The organism is Klebsiella sp. C239 (assembly GCF_048822715.1).
GTDB lineage: Bacteria > Pseudomonadota > Gammaproteobacteria > Enterobacterales > Enterobacteriaceae > Klebsiella > Klebsiella quasipneumoniae.
The window spans coordinates 305,281-327,973 of sequence record NZ_JBMEZK010000002.1; the positions used below are offsets into that span (position 1 = coordinate 305,281).

Annotated in this window: 19 protein-coding genes; 14 read left to right on the forward strand and 5 right to left on the reverse strand. The window is 61.8% G+C overall.

Going from position 1 to position 22,693, the window contains the following annotated elements:
* The first annotated feature begins 1 nt into the window (after nucleotide 1).
* The 13 genes from ACOI6Z_RS06620 (at nucleotide 2) to ACOI6Z_RS06680 (ending at nucleotide 10,288) form a co-directional block, all read left to right on the forward strand.
* On the forward strand, nucleotides 2-484 hold the full coding sequence (locus ACOI6Z_RS06620; protein ID WP_087775372.1) for a BMC domain-containing protein: 483 nt from the start codon (nucleotides 2-4) through the stop codon (nucleotides 482-484).
* On the forward strand, nucleotides 484-1,116 hold the full coding sequence (locus ACOI6Z_RS06625; protein ID WP_065812365.1) for a phosphate propanoyltransferase: 633 nt from the start codon (nucleotides 484-486) through the stop codon (nucleotides 1,114-1,116). Before ACOI6Z_RS06620 ends, ACOI6Z_RS06625 begins: the two co-directional genes overlap by 1 nt.
* A complete protein-coding gene (pduM, locus tag ACOI6Z_RS06630; RefSeq protein WP_016809891.1) occupies nucleotides 1,113-1,604 on the forward strand; it encodes a microcompartment protein PduM in 492 nt (163 codons plus the stop codon). The genes ACOI6Z_RS06625 and pduM overlap by 4 nt, the downstream gene beginning before the upstream one ends.
* Nucleotides 1,605-1,607: 3 nt before the next feature.
* Complete coding sequence (gene pduN / locus ACOI6Z_RS06635) at nucleotides 1,608-1,883, forward strand: propanediol utilization microcompartment protein PduN (RefSeq protein WP_000549823.1); 276 nt, start codon at nucleotides 1,608-1,610, stop codon at nucleotides 1,881-1,883.
* 9 nt (nucleotides 1,884-1,892) lie between these two features.
* Nucleotides 1,893-2,903 carry a two-domain cob(I)yrinic acid a,c-diamide adenosyltransferase PduO gene (gene pduO, locus ACOI6Z_RS06640; protein WP_102003806.1) on the forward strand — a complete coding sequence of 337 codons (1,011 nt, stop codon included), beginning with the start codon at nucleotides 1,893-1,895 and terminating at the stop codon, nucleotides 2,901-2,903.
* The gene (gene pduP, locus ACOI6Z_RS06645) at nucleotides 2,900-4,291 is read left to right on the forward strand and encodes a CoA-acylating propionaldehyde dehydrogenase PduP (RefSeq protein ID WP_065812367.1); all 1,392 of its coding nucleotides are present in this window, start codon (nucleotides 2,900-2,902) and stop codon (nucleotides 4,289-4,291) included. The genes pduO and pduP overlap by 4 nt, the downstream gene beginning before the upstream one ends.
* Before the next feature lie 11 nt (nucleotides 4,292-4,302).
* The gene (gene pduQ / locus ACOI6Z_RS06650; RefSeq protein WP_023290884.1) at nucleotides 4,303-5,415 is read left to right on the forward strand and encodes a 1-propanol dehydrogenase PduQ; all 1,113 of its coding nucleotides are present in this window, start codon (nucleotides 4,303-4,305) and stop codon (nucleotides 5,413-5,415) included.
* Nucleotides 5,412-6,767 (forward strand): cobalamin reductase PduS, encoded by a 1,356-nt coding sequence (gene pduS / locus ACOI6Z_RS06655; protein WP_101881267.1) that lies wholly within the window; start codon nucleotides 5,412-5,414, stop codon nucleotides 6,765-6,767. The genes pduQ and pduS overlap by 4 nt, the downstream gene beginning before the upstream one ends.
* Nucleotides 6,768-6,769: 2 nt before the next feature.
* A complete protein-coding gene (gene pduT, locus ACOI6Z_RS06660; protein WP_000075777.1) occupies nucleotides 6,770-7,324 on the forward strand; it encodes a propanediol utilization microcompartment protein PduT in 555 nt (184 codons plus the stop codon).
* Nucleotides 7,324-7,674: a propanediol utilization microcompartment protein PduU gene (pduU, locus tag ACOI6Z_RS06665; protein WP_000441103.1), complete on the forward strand. Its 351-nt coding sequence runs from the start codon at nucleotides 7,324-7,326 to the stop codon at nucleotides 7,672-7,674. The genes pduT and pduU overlap by 1 nt, the downstream gene beginning before the upstream one ends.
* 4 nt (nucleotides 7,675-7,678) lie before the next feature.
* Nucleotides 7,679-8,131, forward strand: a complete 453-nt coding sequence (gene pduV, locus ACOI6Z_RS06670; RefSeq protein WP_065812369.1) for a propanediol utilization protein PduV — start codon at nucleotides 7,679-7,681, stop codon at nucleotides 8,129-8,131.
* A complete protein-coding gene (locus tag ACOI6Z_RS06675) occupies nucleotides 8,116-9,330 on the forward strand; it encodes an acetate/propionate family kinase (protein WP_064154997.1) in 1,215 nt (404 codons plus the stop codon). The genes pduV and ACOI6Z_RS06675 overlap by 16 nt, the downstream gene beginning before the upstream one ends.
* A gap of 91 nt (nucleotides 9,331-9,421) precedes the next feature.
* Nucleotides 9,422-10,288: an L-threonine kinase gene (locus tag ACOI6Z_RS06680; RefSeq protein ID WP_032429207.1), complete on the forward strand. Its 867-nt coding sequence runs from the start codon at nucleotides 9,422-9,424 to the stop codon at nucleotides 10,286-10,288.
* Nucleotides 10,289-10,291: 3 nt separating this feature from the next.
* Here ACOI6Z_RS06680 and cobD read toward each other — a convergent pair whose 3' ends face one another.
* Both cobD and amiC read right to left on the reverse strand, forming a co-directional pair.
* Complete coding sequence (cobD, locus tag ACOI6Z_RS06685; RefSeq protein ID WP_065812370.1) at nucleotides 10,292-11,368, reverse strand: threonine-phosphate decarboxylase CobD; 1,077 nt, start codon at nucleotides 11,366-11,368, stop codon at nucleotides 10,292-10,294.
* 17 nt (nucleotides 11,369-11,385) lie between these two features.
* A complete protein-coding gene (gene amiC, locus ACOI6Z_RS06690; RefSeq protein ID WP_023290890.1) occupies nucleotides 11,386-12,639 on the reverse strand; it encodes an N-acetylmuramoyl-L-alanine amidase AmiC in 1,254 nt (417 codons plus the stop codon).
* A 226-nt stretch (nucleotides 12,640-12,865) separates the two neighbouring features.
* On the opposite strand from amiC, the gene argA reads away from it, so the two are divergent.
* A complete protein-coding gene (argA, locus tag ACOI6Z_RS06695; RefSeq protein ID WP_004149616.1) occupies nucleotides 12,866-14,197 on the forward strand; it encodes an amino-acid N-acetyltransferase in 1,332 nt (443 codons plus the stop codon).
* A 208-nt stretch (nucleotides 14,198-14,405) separates the two neighbouring features.
* Here argA and recD read toward each other — a convergent pair whose 3' ends face one another.
* The 3 genes from recD to ptrA are packed head-to-tail and all read right to left on the reverse strand — an operon-like array spanning nucleotide 14,406 to nucleotide 22,665.
* A complete protein-coding gene (recD, locus tag ACOI6Z_RS06700) occupies nucleotides 14,406-16,250 on the reverse strand; it encodes an exodeoxyribonuclease V subunit alpha (RefSeq protein WP_064154995.1) in 1,845 nt (614 codons plus the stop codon).
* Nucleotides 16,247-19,783, reverse strand: coding sequence for an exodeoxyribonuclease V subunit beta (gene recB / locus ACOI6Z_RS06705; RefSeq protein ID WP_065812371.1), 3,537 nt, complete (start codon nucleotides 19,781-19,783; stop codon nucleotides 16,247-16,249). Before recB ends, recD begins: the two co-directional genes overlap by 4 nt.
* On the reverse strand, nucleotides 19,780-22,665 hold the full coding sequence (gene ptrA / locus ACOI6Z_RS06710; RefSeq protein ID WP_065812372.1) for a pitrilysin: 2,886 nt from the start codon (nucleotides 22,663-22,665) through the stop codon (nucleotides 19,780-19,782). The genes recB and ptrA overlap by 4 nt, the downstream gene beginning before the upstream one ends.
* Between the last annotated feature and the right edge of the window lie 28 nt (nucleotides 22,666-22,693).

A 22,693-nucleotide genomic window follows, 5' to 3' on the forward strand; every position in this document is an offset into this window, starting at 1 on the left:
GATGGCGAATAAGGAGCACCGCGTGAAGCAATCACTGGGATTACTTGAAGTTTGTGGTCTGGCACTGGCTATTAGCTGCGCCGATATCATGGCGAAATCCGCTTCTATCACGCTGGTCGCCCTCGAAAAGACCAATGGTTCAGGCTGGACGGTCATTAAAATTACCGGTGATGTGGCCTCAGTACAGGCGGCCATCACCACCGGTGCACTGTTTGCCGAACAGCGAAACGGTCTGGTGGCTCATAAAGTCATCGCCAGACCCGGAGAAGGGATCCTGCCCGCAGAGGCTCCCCCACCCTCCGTCATGGAACCTGAGCCTGAAGAGTCAGAGACGGCTAATGTCGTTTCTGAAGCGCCAGCAGAAGAGCCCCTCCAGCAACAAGGCGTGGTCAGCTGCAACCTGTGCCTGGATCCAAAATGTCCGCGCCAGAAGGGCGAGCCGCGCACCCTTTGCATTCATCCCGGCAAGCGAGGTGAAGCGTAATGGATAAACAGCTTCTCGCATCAACGGTCAGTAAAGTCCTCGACGAGATGCGTCTGCGGCCCATTCCGCTGGGGGTTTCAAATCGTCATATCCACCTGTCGGCGTCGGATTATGAACGCCTGTTTCCTGGCCATCCCATTAGCGAGAAAAAAGCGCTGCTGCAGCCGGGACAGTACGCTGCGGAGCAAACCGTCACCCTGGTAGGGCCGAAGGGGCAGCTTAAAAATGTGCGCCTGCTCGGCCCACTGCGTTCGGTAAGCCAGGTGGAAATATCGCGTACCGATGCCAGAACCCTGGGGGTTGCGGCGCCGCTGAGAATGTCCGGCGATCTGAAAGGGACGCCGGGCATCCGTCTGGTCAGCCCCTATGGCGAACTGACGCTCTCGTCAGGGGTTATCGTCGCGCAGCGGCATATTCATATGTCGCCGCTCGATGCGCTGATCCTGCGGGTTTCCCACGGCGATAGGGTCTCCGTGGCCATTGAAGGCGACGAGCGCGGGCTGATTTTCAACAACGTGGCGATTCGCGTTTCACCGGATATGCGTCTCGAAATGCACATTGATACCGATGAAGCCAACGCCGCCGGCGCCGATAATCCGCAGGCCTTTGCCCGGCTGGTAGGCCCGCGATGAACGGCGAAGTTCTTCAGCGCATCGTGGAGGAAATCGTCTCCAGGCTGCAGCGTCGCGCCCACAGCACGGCGACGCTGAGCGTTGCGCAGCTGCGCGATGCCGACTGCCCCGGGCTGTTCAGCCAGCACGCCTCGCTGCGCATCCTGCTTGTCGACCTGCCGCTGCTGGGCCAGCTGACGGAGGCGGAAACCGACGATCCTGCGGCCCGGAAAATTCACGACGCGCTGGCTTTCGGCATCCGCGTGCAGCTCACCCTGCACAGCCAGCTGCTGCCGGTTATCCCGGTCAAAAAACTGGCGCGCCTGCCGGCGATCTTCACCGACGAGCGCGGGCTGCCGCTGATCCTGCACGCAGGATCGGTGCTGAGCTATCGCGACGTCGCGCAGCTGGGCCAGGGTCGCCTGGTTATCCACCGCAAATGCATCGTGACCGCGCTGGCGCGCGAAGCGGCACAGGCGCGGCATATTCAATTAATTAAGCAGGAGTAAATCATGCATCTGGCACGAGTCACGGGCGCGGTTGTCTCCACGCAAAAATCGCCTTCCCTGATCGGCAAAAAGCTGCTGCTGGTGCGGCGGGTCAGCGCCGATGGCGAGCTTCCCGCCTCGCCGACCTCCGGCGATGAAGTCGCCGTGGATTCCGTCGGCGCGGGGATCGGCGAGCTGGTTCTGCTCAGCGGCGGCTCCAGCGCCAGGCACGTTTTTTCCGGGCCAAACGAGGCCATCGACCTCGCCGTTGTCGGCATTGTCGATACGCTTTCACGTTAAGGAGCGAATATGGCGATTTATACCCGAACGGGCGACGCTGGCACCACCTCACTCTTTACCGGCCAGCGGGTGAGTAAAACCCACCCGCGGGTTGAAGCCTACGGCACGCTGGATGAGCTGAACGCCGCGCTGAGCCTGTGCGCCTGCGCCGCCGCGGATGAAAATCACCGTGCCTTACTTGAGGCCATCCAGCAGCAGCTTTTTTGGTTTAGCGCAGAACTGGCCAGCGACAGCGAACGGCCATCGCCGAAACAGCGCTACATCAGCAGCGAAGAGATTTCCGCTCTGGAAGCCGCCATCGATCGGGCCATGGCCCGCGTCGAACCGCTGCACAGTTTTATTTTACCCGGCCGTTGCGAAGCCGCGAGCCGCCTGCATTTTGCCCGCACGCTGGCCCGCCGGGCCGAACGGCGACTGGTTGAGCTGGCGGCGGAAGTCAGCGTGCGCCAGGTGCTGATGCGCTACATCAATCGCTTGTCAGACTGCCTGTACGCCCTGGCGCGCGCGGAAGATAGCGATGCGCACCAGAACAACATCATTCGTGAAGTGAGCCGGCGCTATCTGGCCGCCACTCTGCCGAGCCGCAGCAAGGAGAAGACGCCCGTGGCCCTCTCATTCCACGATCTGCACCAGCTCACCCGCGCCGCCGTTGAGCGCGCGCAGCAGCTTCAGGTGCCGGTGGTGATCAGCATCGTTGACGCACACGGCACCGAAACCGTGACCTGGCGGATGCCGGACGCCCTGCTGGTCAGCAGCGAACTGGCGCCGAAAAAAGCCTGGACCGCGGTGGCGATGAAAACGGCGACCCATGAGCTGAGCGAGGCCGTTCAGCCGGGCGCCGCGCTTTATGGCCTCGAAACGCATTTGCAGGGAAAAGTGGTGACCTTTGGCGGCGGTTACGCCCTGTGGCGCGACGGCTCATTAATTGGGGGTCTTGGCATCAGCGGCGGCAGCGTTGAACAGGACATGGATATCGCACAGACCGCCATCGCGGCCATTAACGTGGGAACTCATCAATGAATACTTCTGAACTCGAAACGCTTATTCGCACCATTCTTAGCGAACAGTTAACCCCAGCCCAAACGCCAAACCCGGCGCAGGGCAAAGGGATTTTTCAGTCCGTGAGCGAGGCCATTGATGCCGCGCATCAGGCGTTCTTACGTTATCAGCAGTGCCCGCTGAAAACCCGCAGCGCCATCATTAGCGCAATGCGTCAGGAGCTGACGCCGCATCTGGCCGCCCTGGCGGAAGAGAGCGCCAATGAAACGGGGATGGGCAACAAAGAAGATAAATTTTTGAAAAACAAAGCTGCGCTGGACAACACGCCGGGCGTGGAAGATCTCACCACCACGGCGCTGACCGGCGACGGCGGCATGGTGCTGTTTGAGTATTCGCCATTTGGCGTTATCGGGTCGGTCGCACCGAGCACCAACCCGACGGAAACCATCATTAATAACAGCATCAGCATGCTGGCGGCGGGCAATAGCGTCTACTTCAGCCCGCATCCGGGAGCAAAAAAGGTCTCTCTGAAGCTGATTAGCATGATTGAAGAGATTGCCTTCCGCTGCTGCGGCATCCGCAATCTGGTGGTTACCGTAGCAGAACCCACTTTCGAAGCCACCCAGCAGATGATGGCCCATCCGCGCATTGCGGTTCTGGCCATTACCGGCGGCCCGGGTATTGTGGCGATGGGCATGAAGAGCGGTAAGAAAGTCATTGGCGCTGGCGCGGGTAACCCGCCCTGCATCGTTGATGAAACGGCGGATCTGGTTAAAGCGGCGGAAGATATCATCAACGGCGCCTCGTTCGATTACAACCTGCCCTGCATTGCCGAGAAGAGCCTGATTGTGGTGGAGAGCGTCGCCGAACGTCTGGTGCAGCAAATGCAAACCTTCGGCGCGCTGCTGCTGGGCCCTGCCGACACTGACAAACTCCGGGCCGCCTGCCTGCCTGAAGGCCAGGCGAATAAAAAACTGGTCGGCAAAAGCCCATCAGCCATGCTGGAAGCGGCCGGGATCGCCGTTCCGGCGAAAGCGCCGCGTCTACTGATAGCGCTGGTTAACGCCGACGATCCGTGGGTTACCAGCGAGCAGCTGATGCCGATGCTGCCGATAGTGAAAGTTAGCGATTTCGATAGCGCGCTGGCACTGGCGCTGAAGGTTGAAGAGGGACTGCATCATACCGCCATTATGCACTCGCAGAACGTGTCGCGCCTGAACCTCGCGGCCCGCACCCTGCAAACCTCGATATTCGTCAAGAACGGCCCCTCTTATGCCGGGATCGGCGTCGGCGGCGAAGGCTTTACCACCTTTACTATCGCCACGCCGACCGGTGAAGGGACAACCTCGGCGCGCACGTTTGCCCGCTCCCGTCGCTGCGTGCTGACCAACGGCTTTTCCATTCGCTAACCGAGGTCGCGATGAAGACTTTCTCACTACAAACGCGGTTGTACAGCGGTCAGGGTAGCCTGGCGGTGCTCAAGCGCTTTACCAACAAGCACATCTGGATTATCTGCGATGGCTTTCTTGCGCGCTCGCCGCTGCTGGAAACCCTGCGTCAGGCGTTGCCCGCAGATAACCGCATTAGCGTCTTTAGCGAGATAACCCCGGACCCCACTATCCACACCGTGGTACAGGGCATTGCGCAAATGCAGGCCCTGCAGCCGCAGGTGGTCATCGGCTTCGGCGGCGGATCGGCAATGGATGCGGCGAAAGCTATCGTCTGGTTCAGTCAGCAGAGCGGCATCAGCATCGAAACCTGCGTGGCCATACCGACCACCAGCGGTACCGGTTCAGAAGTGACCAGCGCCTGCGTAATTAGCGATCCGGATAAAGGCATCAAGTACCCGCTGTTCAACAATGCGCTCTATCCCGATATGGCGATCCTTGACCCGGAGCTGGTGGTCAGCGTGCCGCCGCAGATTACGGCCAACACCGGCATGGACGTGCTGACCCACGCGCTGGAGGCGTGGGTCTCTCCGCACGCCAGCGACTTTACCGACGCGCTGGCGGAAAAAGCCGCCAAACTGGTGTTCCAGTATCTGCCCACGGCGGTGGAAAAAGGCGACTGCGTGGCGACGCGCGGGAAAATGCACAATGCCTCAACGCTTGCCGGGATGGCGTTCAGCCAGGCGGGGCTGGGGCTTAACCATGCTATCGCCCACCAGCTTGGCGGGCAGTTTCATCTCCCGCACGGACTGGCCAACGCGCTGCTGTTAACCGCGGTTATCCGCTTTAACGCCGGTCATCCGCGCGCCGGAAAACGCTACGCGCGGCTGGCCAAAGCCTGCGGCTTTTGTCCGGCAGACGCCAGCGATAGTACGGCGATCAATGCGCTGATCCAGCAAATCGAACGGCTCAAGCAGCGCTGTGCGCTGCCGTCACTGGCGGTCGCGCTGAAAGAGGGACGTGCCGCGTACTCAGCGCGCATTCCGGCCATGGTGCAGGCCGCACTGGCTGACGTGACCTTGCGCACGAATCCTCGCCCGGCCAGCGCCGGGGAAATTCAGGAACTGCTGGAGGAACTGCTATGAGTACCGCCGTCAACGCTGTTGAAATGGCCAGAAGCGCCGAGGAGATCCGCGAGCGCGTGCGCGCTGCGGGCGTCGTCGGCGCGGGTGGCGCGGGTTTTCCCGCCCACGTGAAGCTGCAGGCGCAGGTGGAGATCTTTCTGGTTAACGCCGCCGAGTGCGAACCGATGCTCAAGGTCGACCAGCAGCTGATGTGGCAGCAGGCTGCACGTCTGGTACGCGGCGTGCAGTATGCAATGACGGCAACCGGCGCGCGCGAAGGGGTTATCGCCCTGAAAGAGAAGTACCGCCGGGCTATCGACGCCCTCACCCCGCTGCTGCCTGCCGGTATTCGCCTGCATATTCTGCCGGATGTCTATCCCGCAGGCGATGAGGTGCTGACTATCTGGTTGGCGACCGGTCGCCGGGTCGCGCCCGCCGCGCTGCCGGCCAGCGTCGGGGTCGTGGTGAATAACGTACAAACGGTGCTCAACATGGCCCGTGCGGTTGAGCAGCAGTTTCCGGTGACCCGCCGCACGCTGACCGTTAACGGCGCGGTCGCCCGGCCGCTGACCGTCACCGTCCCCATCGGCATGTCGCTGCGCAAAGTGCTGGCGCTGGCGGGCGGCGCGACGGTCGACGACCCCGGTTTTATTAACGGTGGTCCGATGATGGGCGGCCTGATGACTTCTCTCGATAGCCCGGTAACCAAAACTACCGGCGGCCTGCTGGTGCTGCCCAAAAGCCATCCGCTTATCCAGCGGCGGATGCAGGACGAGCGCACGGTGCTTTCCGTGGCCCGTACCGTCTGCGAACAGTGTCGCCTGTGTACCGATCTCTGCCCACGGCATCTGATCGGCCACGAACTCTCCCCGCACCTGCTGGTGCGGGCGGTGAACTTTCATCAGGCCGCCACGCCCCAGCTGCTGCTGAGCGCCCTCACCTGCTCGGAATGCAACGTCTGCGAAAGCGTGGCCTGTCCGGTGGGGATCTCGCCGATGCGCATCAACCGCATGCTGAAACGCGAGCTGCGCGCGCAAAACCAGCGCTATGAAGGGCCGCTCTATCCGGCCGACGAAATGGCGAAATATCGCCTCGTGCCGGTGAAGCGACTGATCGCCAAACTGGGGCTGAGCCCCTGGTATCAGGAGGCGCCGCTGGTGGAAGACGAACCGGCAGTAGAAACAGTGACTTTGCAATTGCGCCAGCATATCGGCGCCAGCGCGGTAGCGAACGTTGCAGTGGGCGACCGCGTGACGCGTGGGCAATGCGTTGCCGATATCCCGGCAGGCGCATTAGGCGCGCCGGTTCACGCCAGCATCGACGGCGTGGTTGCGGCCATCAGCGAACAGGCCATCACGGTGGTAAGAGGTTAACCATGTCTCAGGCTATAGGAATTTTAGAACTCACCAGCATTGCCAAAGGAATGGAACTCGGCGATGCGATGCTGAAAAGCGCCAACGTCAATCTGCTGGTCAGCAAGACTATCTGCCCGGGTAAGTTTCTGTTGATGCTCGGCGGGGATATCGGCGCCATCCAGCAGGCCATTGAAACCGGCACTTCGCAGGCCGGCGAAATGCTCGTCGACAGCCTGGTGCTGGCGAATATCCATCCCAGCGTACTCCCGGCCATCAGCGGCCTGAACAGCGTAGACAAGCGCCAGGCGGTCGGCATCGTTGAAACCTGGAGCGTTGCGGCCTGCATCAGCGCCGCGGACCGGGCGGTGAAAGGCTCCAACGTCACCCTGGTACGGGTGCATATGGCCTTCGGCATCGGCGGTAAATGCTACATGGTGGTGGCGGGCGACGTTTCCGACGTCAACAACGCGGTTACGGTAGCCAGCGAAAGCGCGGGTGAAAAAGGGCTGCTGGTTTATCGTTCGGTGATCCCGCGACCGCATGAAGCCATGTGGCGACAGATGGTGGAGGGATAATGGAAAGACAGCCGACCACGGATCGCATGATTCAGGAATACGTTCCCGGGAAACAGGTCACCCTCGCGCACCTGATTGCCAATCCTGGGAAAGATCTCTTTAAGAAACTCGGCCTGCAGGATGCGGTGTCCGCCATCGGCATCCTCACCATTACGCCCAGCGAAGCGTCGATTATCGCCTGCGATATCGCCACCAAATCCGGCGCGGTGGAGATCGGTTTTCTTGACCGCTTTACCGGCGCCGTGGTGCTGACCGGCGACGTTTCCGCCGTCGAGTACGCCCTCAAGCAGGTGACGCGCACCCTGGGCGAGATGATGCAGTTTACTACCTGCTCAATAACCCGGACGTAGCGCGATGAAACGTCTGATGTTGATCGGCCCCAGCCAGTGCGGCAAAACCTCGCTGACCCAGGGCCTGCGCGGCGAAACGCTCCATTATAAGAAAACCCAGGCGATTGAATGGTCGCCGATGGCCATCGACACGCCGGGCGAATATCTGGAGAACCGCTGCCTTTATAGCGCTCTGTTAACCAGCGCCTGCGAGGCCGACGTTATCGCTCTGGTGCTGAACGCCGACGCTCAGTGGTCGCCGTTTTCTCCGGGTTTTACCGCCCCGATGAACCGCCCGACGATTGGCCTGGTCACGAAAGCCGACCTGGCCGACCCGCAGCGGATATCGCTGATCGGCGAGTGGCTCAGGCAGGCTGGCGCCCAGCAGATTTTTAACACCAGTGCGCTAAATAATCTGGGTCTTGATGCCGTGCTGGATTTTCTGAATTCGAAGGAACCTTTATGTCTTACAAAATAATGGCCATTAATGCCGGCAGTTCATCGTTAAAATTCCAGCTGCTGGAGATGCCTCAGGGCGATATGCTCTGCCAGGGATTGATCGAGCGTATCGGTATGGCAAACGCCCAGGTGACCCTCAAAACGCCGGCGCAGAAATGGCAGGAAACGGCGCCCGTAGCCGATCACCGTGAAGCCGTCACCCTGCTGCTGGAAAAGCTCCTCGACCATCGGATTATCCAGAGTTTGCAGGATATCGATGGCGTCGGCCACCGCGTGGCGCACGGCGGGGAGCGCTTTAAAGATTCGACGCCGGTAACCGATGAGACCTTAGCGGAAATCGAGCGCCTGGCGGAGCTGGCCCCGCTGCATAATCCGGTCAACGCGCTGGGCATTAACGTTTTCCGCCAGCTGCTGCCCGACGCGCCGTCAGTGGCGGTGTTTGATACCGCTTTTCACCAGACGCTGGACGAGCGCGCGTTTATCTATCCGCTGCCCTGGCGCTACTACAGCGAGTTGGGCATTCGCCGTTACGGCTTCCACGGCACCAGCCACAAGTACGTTAGCGCGACGCTGGCGGAAAAGCTGGGCGTACCGTTGAGCGCTCTGCGCGTGGTGAGCTGCCATCTCGGCAACGGCAGCAGCGTATGCGCAATTAAAGGCGGGCGCTCGGTTAACACCTCAATGGGCTTTACGCCGCAGTCCGGCGTGATGATGGGCACCCGCAGCGGCGATATCGATCCGTCGATTCTACCGTGGCTGGCGCTGCATGAGGGAAAAACGCCGGAGCAGCTTAATCAGCTGCTGAATAACGAGTCCGGCCTGCTGGGGGTTTCCGGCATCTCGCACGATTATCGCGATGTCGAGCAGGCGGCGGACGGCGGTAATCGTCAGGCAGCCCTGGCGCTCTCGCTGTTTGCCGAGCGCATTCGCGCCACCATCGGCAGCTATATTATGCAGATGGGCGGCCTGGACGCGCTGATCTTTACCGGCGGCATCGGCGAAAACTCCGCCCGCGCCAGGAGCGCCATCTGCCATAACCTGAATTTCCTCGGGCTGTCGGTCGATGAAGAGAAAAACCAGCACAACGCTACCTTTATTCAGGCCGAAAATGCGATGGTCAAAGTGGCGGTCATCAATACCAATGAAGAGCTGATGATTGCCCGCGATGTGATGCGCCTGGCGCTGCCGCAGGCGCACGAGCTGGCGGTGTCGGTATAAACGGCGCCTCTCCCCTTGCGGAGAATCATGGTAACCGGCGAATCGCCGTGCCACTATGCGCCCTGGCGAAGGTAAGCGGAAAGGTGAAAACGTGGCCGTTGCACAATGTCCCGCCTCGTGCGGAGAACTTATCCAGGGCTGGATCCTCGGCAGCGAGAAGCTGGTCTCCTGCCCGGTGGACTGGTACAGCACCGTCGAGGTCGAGACCGGCACGCCGCGAAACGATGAGCGGCCACTGTCGCGGGCGATGGTCGACCAGCTGCTGGCCCACTGGGGCTACCCGGCGGCGCTGAGTCAGCAGATCCGCATCACCCTGCACTCGACGATCCCGGTCGCCAAAGGGATGGCCAGCAGCACCGCCGATATCGCCGCCACCGCGGCGGCTACCGCCCATCATCTGGGCCACGCGCTGGATGAGCCGACGCTGGCGCGCCTGTGCGTCGCGCTGGAGCCCACCGACAGCACCCTGTTCCGCCAGCTGACGTTGTTCGACCATAATACCGCCGCCACGCAAATCGCCTGCCCTGCGCCGCCGGCGCTCGACCTGTTAGTGCTGGAGAGCCCGCTGACGCTGCGCACCACTGACTACCACCAGCTGCCGCGCGAGCCGGGTCTGCTGGCTAACGCCTCCCGGCTGCAGCTGGCGTGGGAGAAAGTGCAGCAGGCCTGCCAGCGCGGTAGCCCGCAGCTGCTGGGCGAAGCGGCGACCATCAGCGCCATCGCCAGCCAGCGGCTGTTGCCCAAGCCGGGGTTTGACGCGCTGCTGGACCTGGTGGAAAGCGCAGGGCTCTATGGCCTTAACGTGGCGCACAGCGGCAGCGTCGTCGGCCTGCTGCTGGACCGCCGTCGTCATGACGTCGACTTTATAAAATGGCGGCTGGCAGACAGCGACATCGCCGCCCACTGGCCGCTGCAGCACTTGCTGGCGATGGTCCCGGGGGGCGTCACCCTGCAATAGGGCTCAGGCCAGCGCCCGGCGCAGCGCCGCCAGCAGCTGGTCGTTTTCGTCGGCGCTGCGGATCGCCACCCGGAAATAGCGGCTATCAAGCCCCGGGTAATTCGCGCAGCTGCGGATCAGCACATGCTGGCGCAACAGGGCATATTGCAGGTCAAGCTCTGGTCTGTCGCAGCGCAAGAACAGGTAGTTGGCGCGCCCGGGCCACACGGTCAGCCCAGCCATCTCCTGCAGCTGCGCGTAGAAACGCGCCCCCTCCTCCTGCAGCCACTGCCAGGTGGCCCGCTGATACGCCCGGTCCTGGAGGATGATCTCGCCGGCCAGCGCGGCATACGCATTGATGGACCACGGCATTTGTCGCTCGCGAAGTCGGGCTACCGCCTGCGCGTCAGCATTGAGCAGGTAGCCAAGACGCAGTCCCGGAATGGCATAAAACTTAGTGAGCGAGCGCAAAACCCAGACGTGCGGATACTGCGCCAGCAGGGGAATAAACCCCTGCTGGTCGGGGATAAAGTCAAGGAAGGCCTCATCGAGGATCAGGCTGATGTTCAGCGCCTGGCAACGCCGGGCAATGGCTTCCAGCAGGCCCCGCTCTGGCAGCAGGCCGGTGGGGTTGTTCGGCGTGCAGAGAAACAGGCAGTCCAGCGCCGGGGTGAGGGCATCGAGGATCGCGTCGGTCAGCTGCCAGCCATCGCACTCCCGAAGGGCATACTCCACGACCGCGCAATCCACGGTTTGCAGCGCCCGCCGGTACTCCGCGAAGCCAGGAATGACGATCATTGCCCGCCTCGGCTTAAGGCCGTGGGCGAGGGTGAAGATCGATTCGGTTTCGCCATTGCCGGCGAGGATATGCCCCGCCGGCAGCTGATGGTGGGCCGCCAGCGCCTGGTGCAGCTGTTGATATTCGACGTCAGGATAGCGCTCGGCGCAGCCGGGATTGTCGACGATCGCCTGCCTGAGCGAGGCAGGCATTCCCAGCGGATTGATGTTGGCGCTAAAATCCAGCAGCTCGTTGGGGGCAATGCCCAGCAGGGCGGCGGCCTCGCGGATATTGCCGCCATGGGCGCTTTTCAGTAAGGCCATATCCTTTTCCTGTGTGGTTATCCACGCCGGGCCAGCGTCGCGCCGTCGGCGAAGTACGCTTTAATCCCGGCAAGGATCGACTCGGCCACCTCCTGCTGGAATTTGGCCGTTTTCAGCTTCCGCTCCTCTTCCACGTTACTGATAAACGCCGTCTCCACCAGAATGGAGGGGATATCGGGCGCCTTGAGCACCGCAAAGCCCGCCTGCTCTACCCGATTTTTGTGCAGATTATTGATGTTACCCATTTTCTCCAGCACCGCCTTACCAAATTTGAGGCTGTCGGCGATGGTGAGGGACTGCACCATATCGAACATGGTGTGGTCGACATAGCGATCGCCGCTCTTGCTGACCCCACCGATCAGATCCGAGGCGTTCTGCGTCTGGGCGAGATATTTTGCCGCGGTACTGGTGGCTCCCTTGGTGGAGAGCGCAAACACCGAGGAGCCGCTGGGCTGGCGGCTGGTAAAGGCGTCGGCGTGAATCGATACGAACAGGTCGGCGCGCTGTTTCTGCGCCTTGGCGACACGCACCTTCAACGGGATAAACACGTCTTCGTTGCGGGTCATATAGGCCTTCATATTGCCTTCTTTGTCGATCAGCGCCCGCAGGCGACGGGCAATCTGCAGCACCACGTCTTTCTCGCGGGTGCGATACTTGCCCACAGCGCCCGAATCTTCGCCGCCGTGGCCGGGATCGAGCATAATGACAATCGGCCGATCGCGCCCGGCTTTGCCCGGCTGCGGCCCGCTTTGCGCCGGCGGTACCTGACGCTGCAGATCGCCTTTGTTGTAATCCTCGAGCAGCGCCAGCAGCGGATCCTGCACATCGGTGGCGTTGGCGGGGTAAAGATCCATCACCAGACGCTCTTTAAAGCCGGCCACCGGCGCAAGGGCAAACAGCTGCGGCTTAACGTTCTGCTTGAGCTCGAAGACCATGCGCACGGTTTGCGGATCAAACTGGCCCACGCGGGCGGACTTAATAAAGGGATCGTCATCGCGGATCTGCCCTCCCATGCCTTTCAGCACCGAGTTCAGATTAACCCCTTCCAGATCCACCACCACCCGTTCCGGATTACTGAGGGCAAACTGCCGGTATTTCAGCACATGATTCGATTCCACCGTGACGCGCGTGTAGGTCGATGCAGGCCAGACGCGAACGGCAACCACCCGCGCGGCGGCGGCCAGCCCAACGGGGCTCACGCTCATTAACCACATGGCGCCCGCGCCCTGCAGCAGACGGCGACGGCTTAATCCAGAGTTGTTTCCCGACATGCCACTCCCAAGCAATAAAACGCATTTATACCCAAAACAAACAGATTGACCAGAAACTTTAACGAAAGGCATATAACCTGTCATCTATAAAAGGGTAAACATTCATTGACACCCTGCGCCGGGTCACATGTTTTTCAGGGCTTAGCCTCAAATTGGGGCTTGCGTTTAACGGCAAAACAGAATAAAAATACAATAATTACGAATAATCATGCATTGAGGGTTTGTCATGGTGAAGGAACGTCGCACTGAACTGGTAGAAGGATTCCGCCATTCTGTTCCCTATATTAATGCCCATCGGGGAAAAACGTTTGTCATCATGCTGGGCGGCGAAGCCATTGAGCATGAAAATTTCTCAAATATTGTCAATGACATAGGGTTATTGCATAGCCTGGGCATTCGCCTGGTGGTGGTCTATGGCGCCCGCCCGCAGATTGACGCTAACCTCGCCGAGCACCATCACGAGCCGGTCTATCATAAGCAGACGCGAGTGACTGACGCCAAAACGCTGGAGCTGGTTAAGCAGGCGGCGGGTATGCTGCAGCTGGAGATCACCGCCCGCCTGTCGATGAGCCTCAACAACACCCCGCTGCAGGGAGCCCATATCAACGTCGTCAGCGGCAACTTTATCATTGCCCAGCCGCTGGGCGTTGATGACGGCGTTGATTATTGCCACAGCGGCCGCATTCGCCGCATTGACGAAGAGGCGATTCATCGCCAGCTCGACAGCGGCGCCATTGTGCTGATGGGGCCGGTCGCGGTGTCGGTTACCGGCGAAAGCTTTAACCTGACTTCGGAAGAGATCGCCACCCAGTTGGCCATCAAGCTGAAAGCAGAGAAAATGATCGGCTTCTGTTCTTCGCAAGGGGTTTACAACCAGGCCGGGGAAATTGTCTCCGAACTGTTCCCCAATGAAGCGCAGGCCCGCGTCGAAGAGCTGGAAGCGGACGAAGATTATAACTCCGGTACCGTGCGCTTCCTGCGCGGGGCCGTGAAGGCCTGCCGCAGCGGCGTGCGGCGCTGCCATCTGATCAGCTATCAGGAAAATGGCGCGCTGCTGCAGGAGCTATTCTCACGCGACGGCATCGGCACCCAGATCGTCATGGAGAGCGCAGAGCAAATCCGTCGGGCGACCATCAACGATATCGGCGGTATTCTCGAGCTGATAAGCCCGCTGGAACAGCAGGGCATCCTGGTGCGCCGCTCCCGCGAGCAGCTGGAGATGGAGATCGACAAATTCACTATTATTCAGCGCGATAACACCACTATCGCCTGCGCCGCCCTCTATCCTTTCCCGGAAGAGAAGATCGGCGAAATGGCCTGCGTGGCGGTGCATCCGGATTACCGGAGCTCGTCGCGGGGAGAGGTGCTGCTGGAGCGCATTGCCGCCCAGGCCAGACAGATGGGGCTGAGCAAGCTGTTTGTGTTAACCACCCGCAGCATCCACTGGTTCCAGGAGCGCGGCTTCACGCCGGTGGATATCGACCTGCTGCCGGAGAGTAAAAAGCAGATGTATAACTATCAGCGCCGGTCGAAGGTGCTGATGGCCGACCTCGCTTAAGCCCTTCTTCGCTGTTGCTAACGGCCCGGGATAAAACGGCGTTTATCGCTCCCCGGGCCTGTCCCCTGCTACGCCTGGCCGGCACGCTGTCTGCGGCTCGCGGGTAGAATTCTGCTTTTCGCGTAGACCCTTTACCTCGCTGGCTCACCGATATGCGCCCAGCCGTCGAGGAGCGTCGTCACGCTACCCATCGCACAAACGCGGCATCTCAGGGGGCTTTGTGCCCGGCGAAGATCTCCGTCAGGCCGCTTCGCCGCTCGGTTCGCGTCACAATGGCCTGGGAGAGCACCTGCTCGTCGGCATAGAGCGACAACCGCTGTTTCGCGCGGGTGATCGCGGTGTAGACCAGTTCGCGCGTCACCAGCGGGACGCTGCGCGCCGGCAGGATCAGCGCCGCATGGTCGAACTCCGATCCCTGCGATTTATGCACGGTCATCGCCCAGGCGGTATCATGCTCCGGCAGGCGGCTCGGCTGCACCGACTTGATGGCGCCGTCGGGCATCAGGAACCACACCCTCAGCTCGCCGTTGCGCTCCAGCGCTATCCCGATATCGCCATTAAACAGTCCCAGCGCGCTGTCGTTGCGCGCGATCATAATCGGCCGGCCGTCATACCAGCGGGAGTGGCGCGGCAGGGCGATCGCCCGCTGACGGTTGAGCCGCTGCTCCAGCCGCTCATTGACGCCGCTCACGCCGTACGGCCCTTCCCGCAGCGCGCACAGCAGCTGAAATTCGCTGAAGGCGGCCAGCATCGCCTGCGGTTCCGCCCGCTCGCGGCGCAGCTGCAGGTAGCGCTCATAGCCCTGCTGTGCCGCGCCGAGCATGGCTTCGTACTCTTCGGTCGTGCTGAGGGGATGAAGCGCGATATCGTCAAACGGCTGGCGCAGCGTGGCCTTCACCTCCGCGCGCGCGCCAGCGTTCACCGCCCGCGCCAGGCTCCCAATGCCGGAGTGACTGCCGAAGCGATAGCTCTTTTGCAGCAGGCACAAGCTATCTCTCAGCGCGCCAGCGATAGCCCCCTCGCCCGCCGGTACCGGCGAACCGGTCAGCCGGGTCAGCTCCTGCGCCCGCGCGGCGGTATAGCCCGAACTCGCCCAGGCGCAGATATCCCCCAGCACCGCCCCCGCTTCCACGGAGGCCAGCTGGTCGCGATCGCCGAGAAAAATCACCCGCCCGTGAGCCGGCAGCGCGTCGATGAGCCGCGACATCATCGGCAGGTCGATCATCGAGGCTTCATCCACCACCAGCACGTCCAGATGCAGCGGGTTGCCGGCGTGATAGCGCATGCGCTGGCTGCCGGGCTGGGCGCCCAGCAGACGGTGCAGCGTGCTGGCCTCGGTGGGAATCAACGCTTTCTGCGCGTCGGTCAGCGGCAGTTTTCTCAACGCCGCGCCCAGCGATTCGGTCAGACGCGCCGCCGCTTTCCCCGTCGGCGCCGCCAGGCGAATACGACAGCGCGGACTGTCTTCAATCTGGATTAGCGCCGCCAGAAGTTTGGCCACAGTGGTGGTCTTCCCGGTCCCGGGACCGCCGGAGATCACCGAGATGCGGCGGGTCAGCGCCACCGCTGCGGCCACTTTTTGCCAGTCGGTTTCGCCGGTGGCAGGGAACAGAGCGTTCAGGGTTGACGCCAGCCGGGCCTCATCCATCTCCAGCACCCGGTTGGCTTCGTTGAAGAAGCGGGCGACGGTCAGCTCGTTGCGCCACATCCGGTTCAGATAGAGCCGGTCGCCGCATAAGATCATCGGCGCCGGGGCATCGCCGCCGCTCACCGCCGACGAAGCGAGCAGCAGCGCGGGCCAGTCTTCCGGCGCGCCGGCTTCGGCCAGCAGCCGATCGCGGATCTCTCCCGCTTTCCCGCCGAGCGCCTCGTCGCCGCTCAGCCGCGAGAGCGGCAGGCATACGTGCCCCTCGCCGGCGTCCCGGCTCAGCAAGGCCGCCGCCAGCTTGACCGCCGGCGGGTCGTTTTGCGCCACCATCAGAGCAAACTGGACGTCCAGCGGCCGCAGCAGACGCTGCTCCACCGCCGCCAGCAGTAGTTGTTCGAAAGTCATGAGGCCTCCTCCTGAGTTTCTCCGGCAAAAAGCTGATCCAGACCGTCAATCAGCGGTCGCACCGGCCGGGTGGTGAAGATCCCCTGCCCCCCCTCCTGCCCGTCCATGCCGCGCAGGAAGAGATAAATCACGCCGCCGAAGTGGCGGTCATAGTCGTAATCGGCCAGCCGGTGGCGCAGATAGCGGTGGAGCGCCAGGCTGTACAGCTGATACTGCAGATCGTAGCGGTGAGCCCGCATCGCCTGCTCCATCGCGGGCCGGGTATAGGCCTCGCGATCTTCCCCCAGCCAGTTCGATTTGTAATCCAGCAGGTAATAGCGGCCTTCGTGGCGGAAGACCAGATCGATAAAGCCCTTCAGCATACCGCGCACCTGACGGAAATCCAGCGGCGGCGTGTCGGCGGAAAGGGGATCGTACTGGCGGATAAGCGCGTCAAGGCGCTCCGCCGTCAGCAGCTGGGCGATGGGCAGGTAAAATGCCATCTCCACCTGTTTATCCCGCGCCGCAAGCTGATTGAGCGCGATATCCGGCCCCGGCAGACGGGTATTCAGCACGCCCCCCAGCCAGTCGGTCAGCACCGGCGCCCACTGCGCGTCAAACCCGCTCAGCTGCAGTTTCTCCGCCATCCACCCGTCCGGCACCGGCTGGGTAAAGTCCAGCTCCTCAAACAGACTGTGCAGGAAGGTTCCCGGCGCGGCGCCGCGCGGAAACTGGTGCGGGGTCAGCTGCGGATCTTCCACGACTTCGCCGACGCCGGCGGCATCGACATCCAGACGCGGCAGCAGATCCTGTCCGCCGCTGAAACCATGCTGCTGCAGCCCGGAATAGCTGGTCACCCGCCAGTCGTCGGCGATGCGGCGCTGCAGCTCGCGCGCCGACAGCGGGGGAATGCTCGCCGCCGGCGCCTGCCACGGGGTCAGATCCAGCTCGCCAGGTCTCTGTAATGCAATATCGCCATGGCAGAAGTCCGCTAAACGCGCGGCCAGCCCGGCGGCATCCATGGCTTCGCCCGCCTGCAGCAGCCGCCCGAGGGCGCTCAGATGAAAATCGCTGTTGCCGGACTTTCGACTGCTGAGAGGCGCCACGCCAAGGCTGCAGTGCCAGACCGCGCGGGTCAGGGCGACGTACAGCAGGCGCAGATCTTCCGCCAGCCGTTCCGCCTCCGCCAGCTCGAGGCTGGCCTCATCCTGGCCCAGATCCAGCACCGCCGCGAACGTCTCGCGATCGTGATAGAACGCCTGGTCCTGTTTGCGAAACCGGGCGATAAACGGCAGCCAGACCAGGGGATATTCCAGTCCTTTTGACTTGTGAATAGTGACGATTTGCACGAGGTGTTTATCGCTTTCGAGACGCATCTGCTGGCTGGCGGCGTTGCTGTCCGGCTCGGCGATATGCTGCGTCAGCCAGCGCACCAGGGCATGCTCGCTTTCCAGCTGGCTGGCCGCCTCCTGCAGCAATTCGCTGATGTGCAGTATGTCGGTTAAGCGCCGCTCGCCGCCCCGGGTCGCCAGCAGGTTCTCGGCGATGTGCCGGGCCGTCATCAGCGCCCGCAGCATCGGCATCACCCCGCGCTGACGCCAGATCTGGCGGTATTCGCTGAACTCCTCCACCAGCGCGTCCCACGCCTGCTCATCCTGGTTGAGGTTTTCAATATCCAGCGCGGTCAGGCCAAACATTGAGGTCGCCAACGCGCTGCGCAGGGTATTTTCCCGCTCCGGGGACAACACCGCCTGCAACAGCCAGAGCAGCTCCTGGGCCTCCAGCGTCTCAAAAACGCTGTCGCGGTTGGAGAGGTAGACCGAGGGGATGCCCAGCGTCTGGAGCGCTTCACGCACCTGCGCCGCCTCCAGCCGGTTGCGCACCAGCACGGTAATATCCGAAGCCTGCACCGGGCGCGAGGTTTCCCCACGCCACAGCCGTGCGCGCCCCTGCTGACCGGCGCTCAGCCAGTCGCGGATCTGCGTGGCGCAGAGCTGGGCCATAAACGTCTGATAATCGCCGGCGCCAACGGTGTCGCCGGGCATCAGCCAGACGTTCATCGCCGGGACATCCGCTGCGTCAACGGTAAAGCGCAGCCCCTGGTTCTTCGCCGCCGACTTCACCGGCAGGAACGGTATCTCGCGAAACATGAAGGGGTTATCGCTGAGGCTGAACAGCCGGTTAACGCTGCCCACCATGCCAGGGGAGGAGCGCCAGTTGGTGTCAAGCGTGTAGTGCGCGGCAACGTCGCCGCGCGCTTTCATATAGGTAAAGATATCGGCGCCGCGAAAAGCGTAGATGGCCTGCTTCGGATCGCCGATCAGCAACAGCGCCGTCTCCGGACGCTGGCGCCAGATACGGCGGAAAATCCGGTACTGCTGGGGGTCGGTATCCTGAAACTCATCGATCATCGCCACCGGAAAACGCTGGCGAATGGCGCTGGCCAGCGCCTCGCCGCTGTCGCCGCGCAGCGCCTCGTCAAGCCGGCTGAGCATGTCGTCAAACCCCAGCTCGCCGCGGCGGCGCTTTTCGCGCGCGACCGCATCACGGATCTCGACCATCGCTCTCGCCAGCACCAGATCGGTGAGCGTCAGCGACGAGGCCAGCAGCGATTCGACGGCGCTAAACAGAGGATGCACGGGCGGTTCGCCACCGGCTTTGGTACGCTCAAGCAGAAACGACTGGGCAAATTTCTCCAGCGCGTCGGGCAACTGATAGCTCAACGTCTCTTCCTGCGCCCAGGCGGTCACTTTCTCAAGCCATTTGCCCTGGTTGCCGCGATTGAACTTCCGCCGGTCAAGGCCGGAATCTTCAAGCACGCCTTCGATCTCCCCCACCTGCTCGCGCCACTGCTGCTTGAGCGAGTCAATGCGGCCGATGATTTGCTGATGGCGTTCGGCCAGCGTCTCGTCGGCGGCTGGCGGCGACTTGAGCTGCGGCGCTTCGCCCTGCAGCCAGCGGTCAAGGGACTTCAGCAGGTCGCGCGGCCCTTTCCAGACATCATGGATCACCGCCGCGATATCGCGGGTCAGTGGATAACAGTGACGGCGCCAGAAGTCGGCGCAGGCCTGATAGCGCAGGCGGGATTCATCCTCGATCAGCTGCTGCTCGAACAGCATGCCCGACTCGAAGGCGTTAAGGCTCAGCATCCGCTGGCAAAAACCGTGGATGGTGAACACCGCCGCCTCGTCCATCTGCCGTTCGGCCAACAGCAGGGTCTTCGCGGCATCGTCTTTATCGGCGATCTCCGCCAGCAGCGCGCTGTAGAGCGGGTTGTCGGATTCACCGCGCATACAGGCGATGCGCAGTTCATGGATGTTGCTGCGGATACGTCCGCGCAGCTCTTCGGTCGCCGCCTCGGTAAAGGTCACCACCAGCAGCTCTTCAACGCTGATGGCGCGGGGATAGGCGGCCTCGCCGCCCAGCCCCAGCAGCAGCCGCAGATACAGCGCGGCGATGGTAAAGGTTTTTCCGGTGCCCGCAGAGGCTTCTATCAGGCGCTCGCCCCTCAAGGGCAAGCGCAGGGGATCCAAAGACTCAGCGGTGTCGGTCATTCATTCTCTCGCATCAGGGGTAAGGATTGCTGCAATGCGCTGACGTTTTCCCACACTTTGCCGCCTGCCGGCTGGGCGTAGTCCGCTTTGCCATTCTGGCTACCGGAAATTTGGGACAATATCGTCATGCCCTGCGGATCCACCACCGTCTGATGGAAGAAATCGGCAAGTTTTTGCGGCGTCAGCAGTTTAATCTGAGCCACTACTTTATCACGTGAATCAAAACGCATATTACCGCGATCGAAATCTTTGCTCAGTTTCGATGCCTCTTCGCCCAGCGTCTGCGGCGCCTGCAGCATCTGGCTTATCACCGCCTGCTGGAGCTGGGCAAACTCTTCCGGCTTCATCGCCCGCAGCTTCGCCTCCGCGGTGGGGAAGAAGGCCTGGAACCGCTGCCAGAGGAAAGCCGGCTGCTTATCGCTACTCTGCAGCAGGAAGCCCATGCCCCACTGGCGCCCCACGTTCATCGGGAAGGCAAAGACCGCGTAGCCGAGCTGCTCTTCGGTGCGCAGCTGGTTGTAGAACCACGGCTGAATAATCTGTCCCAGCAGGGTGCTGGCGGCGGTGCTGCTGAACTCATCCACGTTGGGCGGCGCAAACACCGCGGCCAGCGCGGAGTCGGTGCTGTTGCCCGCTTTGTTGAAGATCGCCAGCTGCTGCCGGTTCACCACCACGTCTTTATTGCGGCACCATTCGTTGCCGTCAGCGTCCAGCTGCTGCTGGATCTGGTGAGCCAGCGTCGTGGCGGCATCGGCGGACATATTGCCGATCACCATCAGCTCAGGGCGCCCCTTGGTTTTCAGGTTGGCGCGGTAGTCGAGCACTTCCTGCAAGGTGATGGAAGGCAACAGCGCCCGGCGTACTTCGCGCTGGAAATACGGTACCTGGGAGACCATCTGGATCGGCATTATCGCCTGATCGTAAGCTTTGCCCTTCTCAGCGGAGTCCATCATTTGCGCGTACCAGGATTTGGCCTGCTCCAGTTGCTCCTCGGTCGGCGTATAGCTGAAGTATCCCTGCAGCAGGTCGCTGAACAGCGCCGGCAGGTGCTGGGTGTAGCCGTTGGCATTGACCATTAACCCGTTATTGGCGCCGGTGGAGAATGAAATGCCGCCGACCGCCGCCTGGTTACTGAGCTGATCGAGGGCGATGCCGGCGAGATAATCGTTGAGGGCAAACATCACCTGCCGGCGAGCGCTGTCCATCGCCTGGGGATTACGCAGCACAAGAGAGATATCCGCCTTCGGCTCGCTGGCGAAATACTGGCTCGGGGCATAAACCACCCGCAGGGTCGGCTCATCGAGGATCAGCTGAGGGTGCGGCCAGGCTTTATCGCTTTTGATGAGGGTGAAATCATCCGGAATATAGGGGTTGAGCGCCGGCAGCTGCAGCTTGATCGCCTGCGCTTTTTGCTGCCAGTCAGCGAACGTCTGCTCGCCGATCTTATCCACCTGATACGGCGCATCGACAAAATAAGCGGTCTTGTTATGCGGTTCCTGCGGGCTGATATACCAGATGCGCGCGTTCTGCGGGGTCATCATCGCCAGCCGGTCTTTGATCGCCTGCGGGTCGTAGCGATCGGCAATGTTGACCACGTCCAGCGCATGCTCGACCGGCACCCGGATCATGGTATCCGCCAGCCATTCCACGTAATCCATGTCGCGGTTGATCGACGGATAGCGGAAATCCAGCGCCAGCACATGCGCCAACTCGTCAAAGTAACGTTTGTCGACACCCTGAGTACGCAGGAGGTTGAGGTAGCTGAATATGGCCGCCGTCACTTCGTCGCGGTGCGCCAGGCCTTTATCGGTGAGGGTGGCCGAGATCGCCAGCACGCCGCTGTTGCCGTTCACCACCGGGTCAGAATCCGCGCGGATACCTTCCGCCAGTCCCTGCTTTTGCAACCAGTCGGAGAGCGTCCCCGGGCTGCGGTTGCCGATCAGGTAAGTGACCAGTTCATCCGTTTTGCTGCGGAAACGATCGCTGTTGTTGTCGATGCGAAACTCGACGCGCAGCACTTTACGCGGCATCGCCGGCACATAGTGAATAATGATGCCTTTTTGCGCATCGGTTACCACCGGGACGCTTATTTCCGGCCTGCTGATTTGACGATTCGGCACGCGGCCAAAGGTGTCAGCGGCCATGCGCGCCAGCTCCGGCAACGGCTTGTTGCTGTAGATCACCGCTTTCATCAGGTTGGCGGAGTACCAGCTATCGCGGAAGGTGTGCAGCGCATCAAGAACCGGGTTGCCGGGCTTATCGCTAAGCGTCTCGAGGTTGCCGCCAGAGAAGTGGGCCGCCGGGTGAGCCGGGTTAATGGTTTCTGCGCTGACCTGGGCCATGCGCATCCCGTCTCGCGTCCGGGCCATCGTCAGCTCGGCGTTGACCGCGTTACGTTCGCGGTCGGCATATTTTTTATCCAGCAGCGGCGCGGCGATGGCGTCGGCCAGCCGGTCTACGGCCCCGTCCAGCGCATCATTCTCCACTTCGAGATAGAACGCGGTGCGATAGGGCGCGGTGCTGGCGTTATGGCTGCCGCCATGCAGCTTAAGAAACTCTGCAAGGCTGTCAGGCTGGGGATATTTTTGCGACCCCATCAGCGTCATATGTTCCAGAAAATGCGCCAGCCCCTGATGATCGGCCGGATCCTGCAGGGATCCCACCGGCACCACCAGCGCCGACAGCGATTTCACCGCCTGCGGATCGGAAACCAGCAGCACGACCATGTCGTTATCAAGACGGATCGCCTGATACTGACGCGTATCTTTTTCGCTTTTGCGGATCGTCTCCTGAACAGGCTGCCATCCGGTGTCGGCTTGACTCAACGGCGCCCAGAGGGCGGCCAGCACGACAAAAACCTTGAACCATAAACTGCGGGGCATTCACGAACCTCATCATTAACAAACTTGC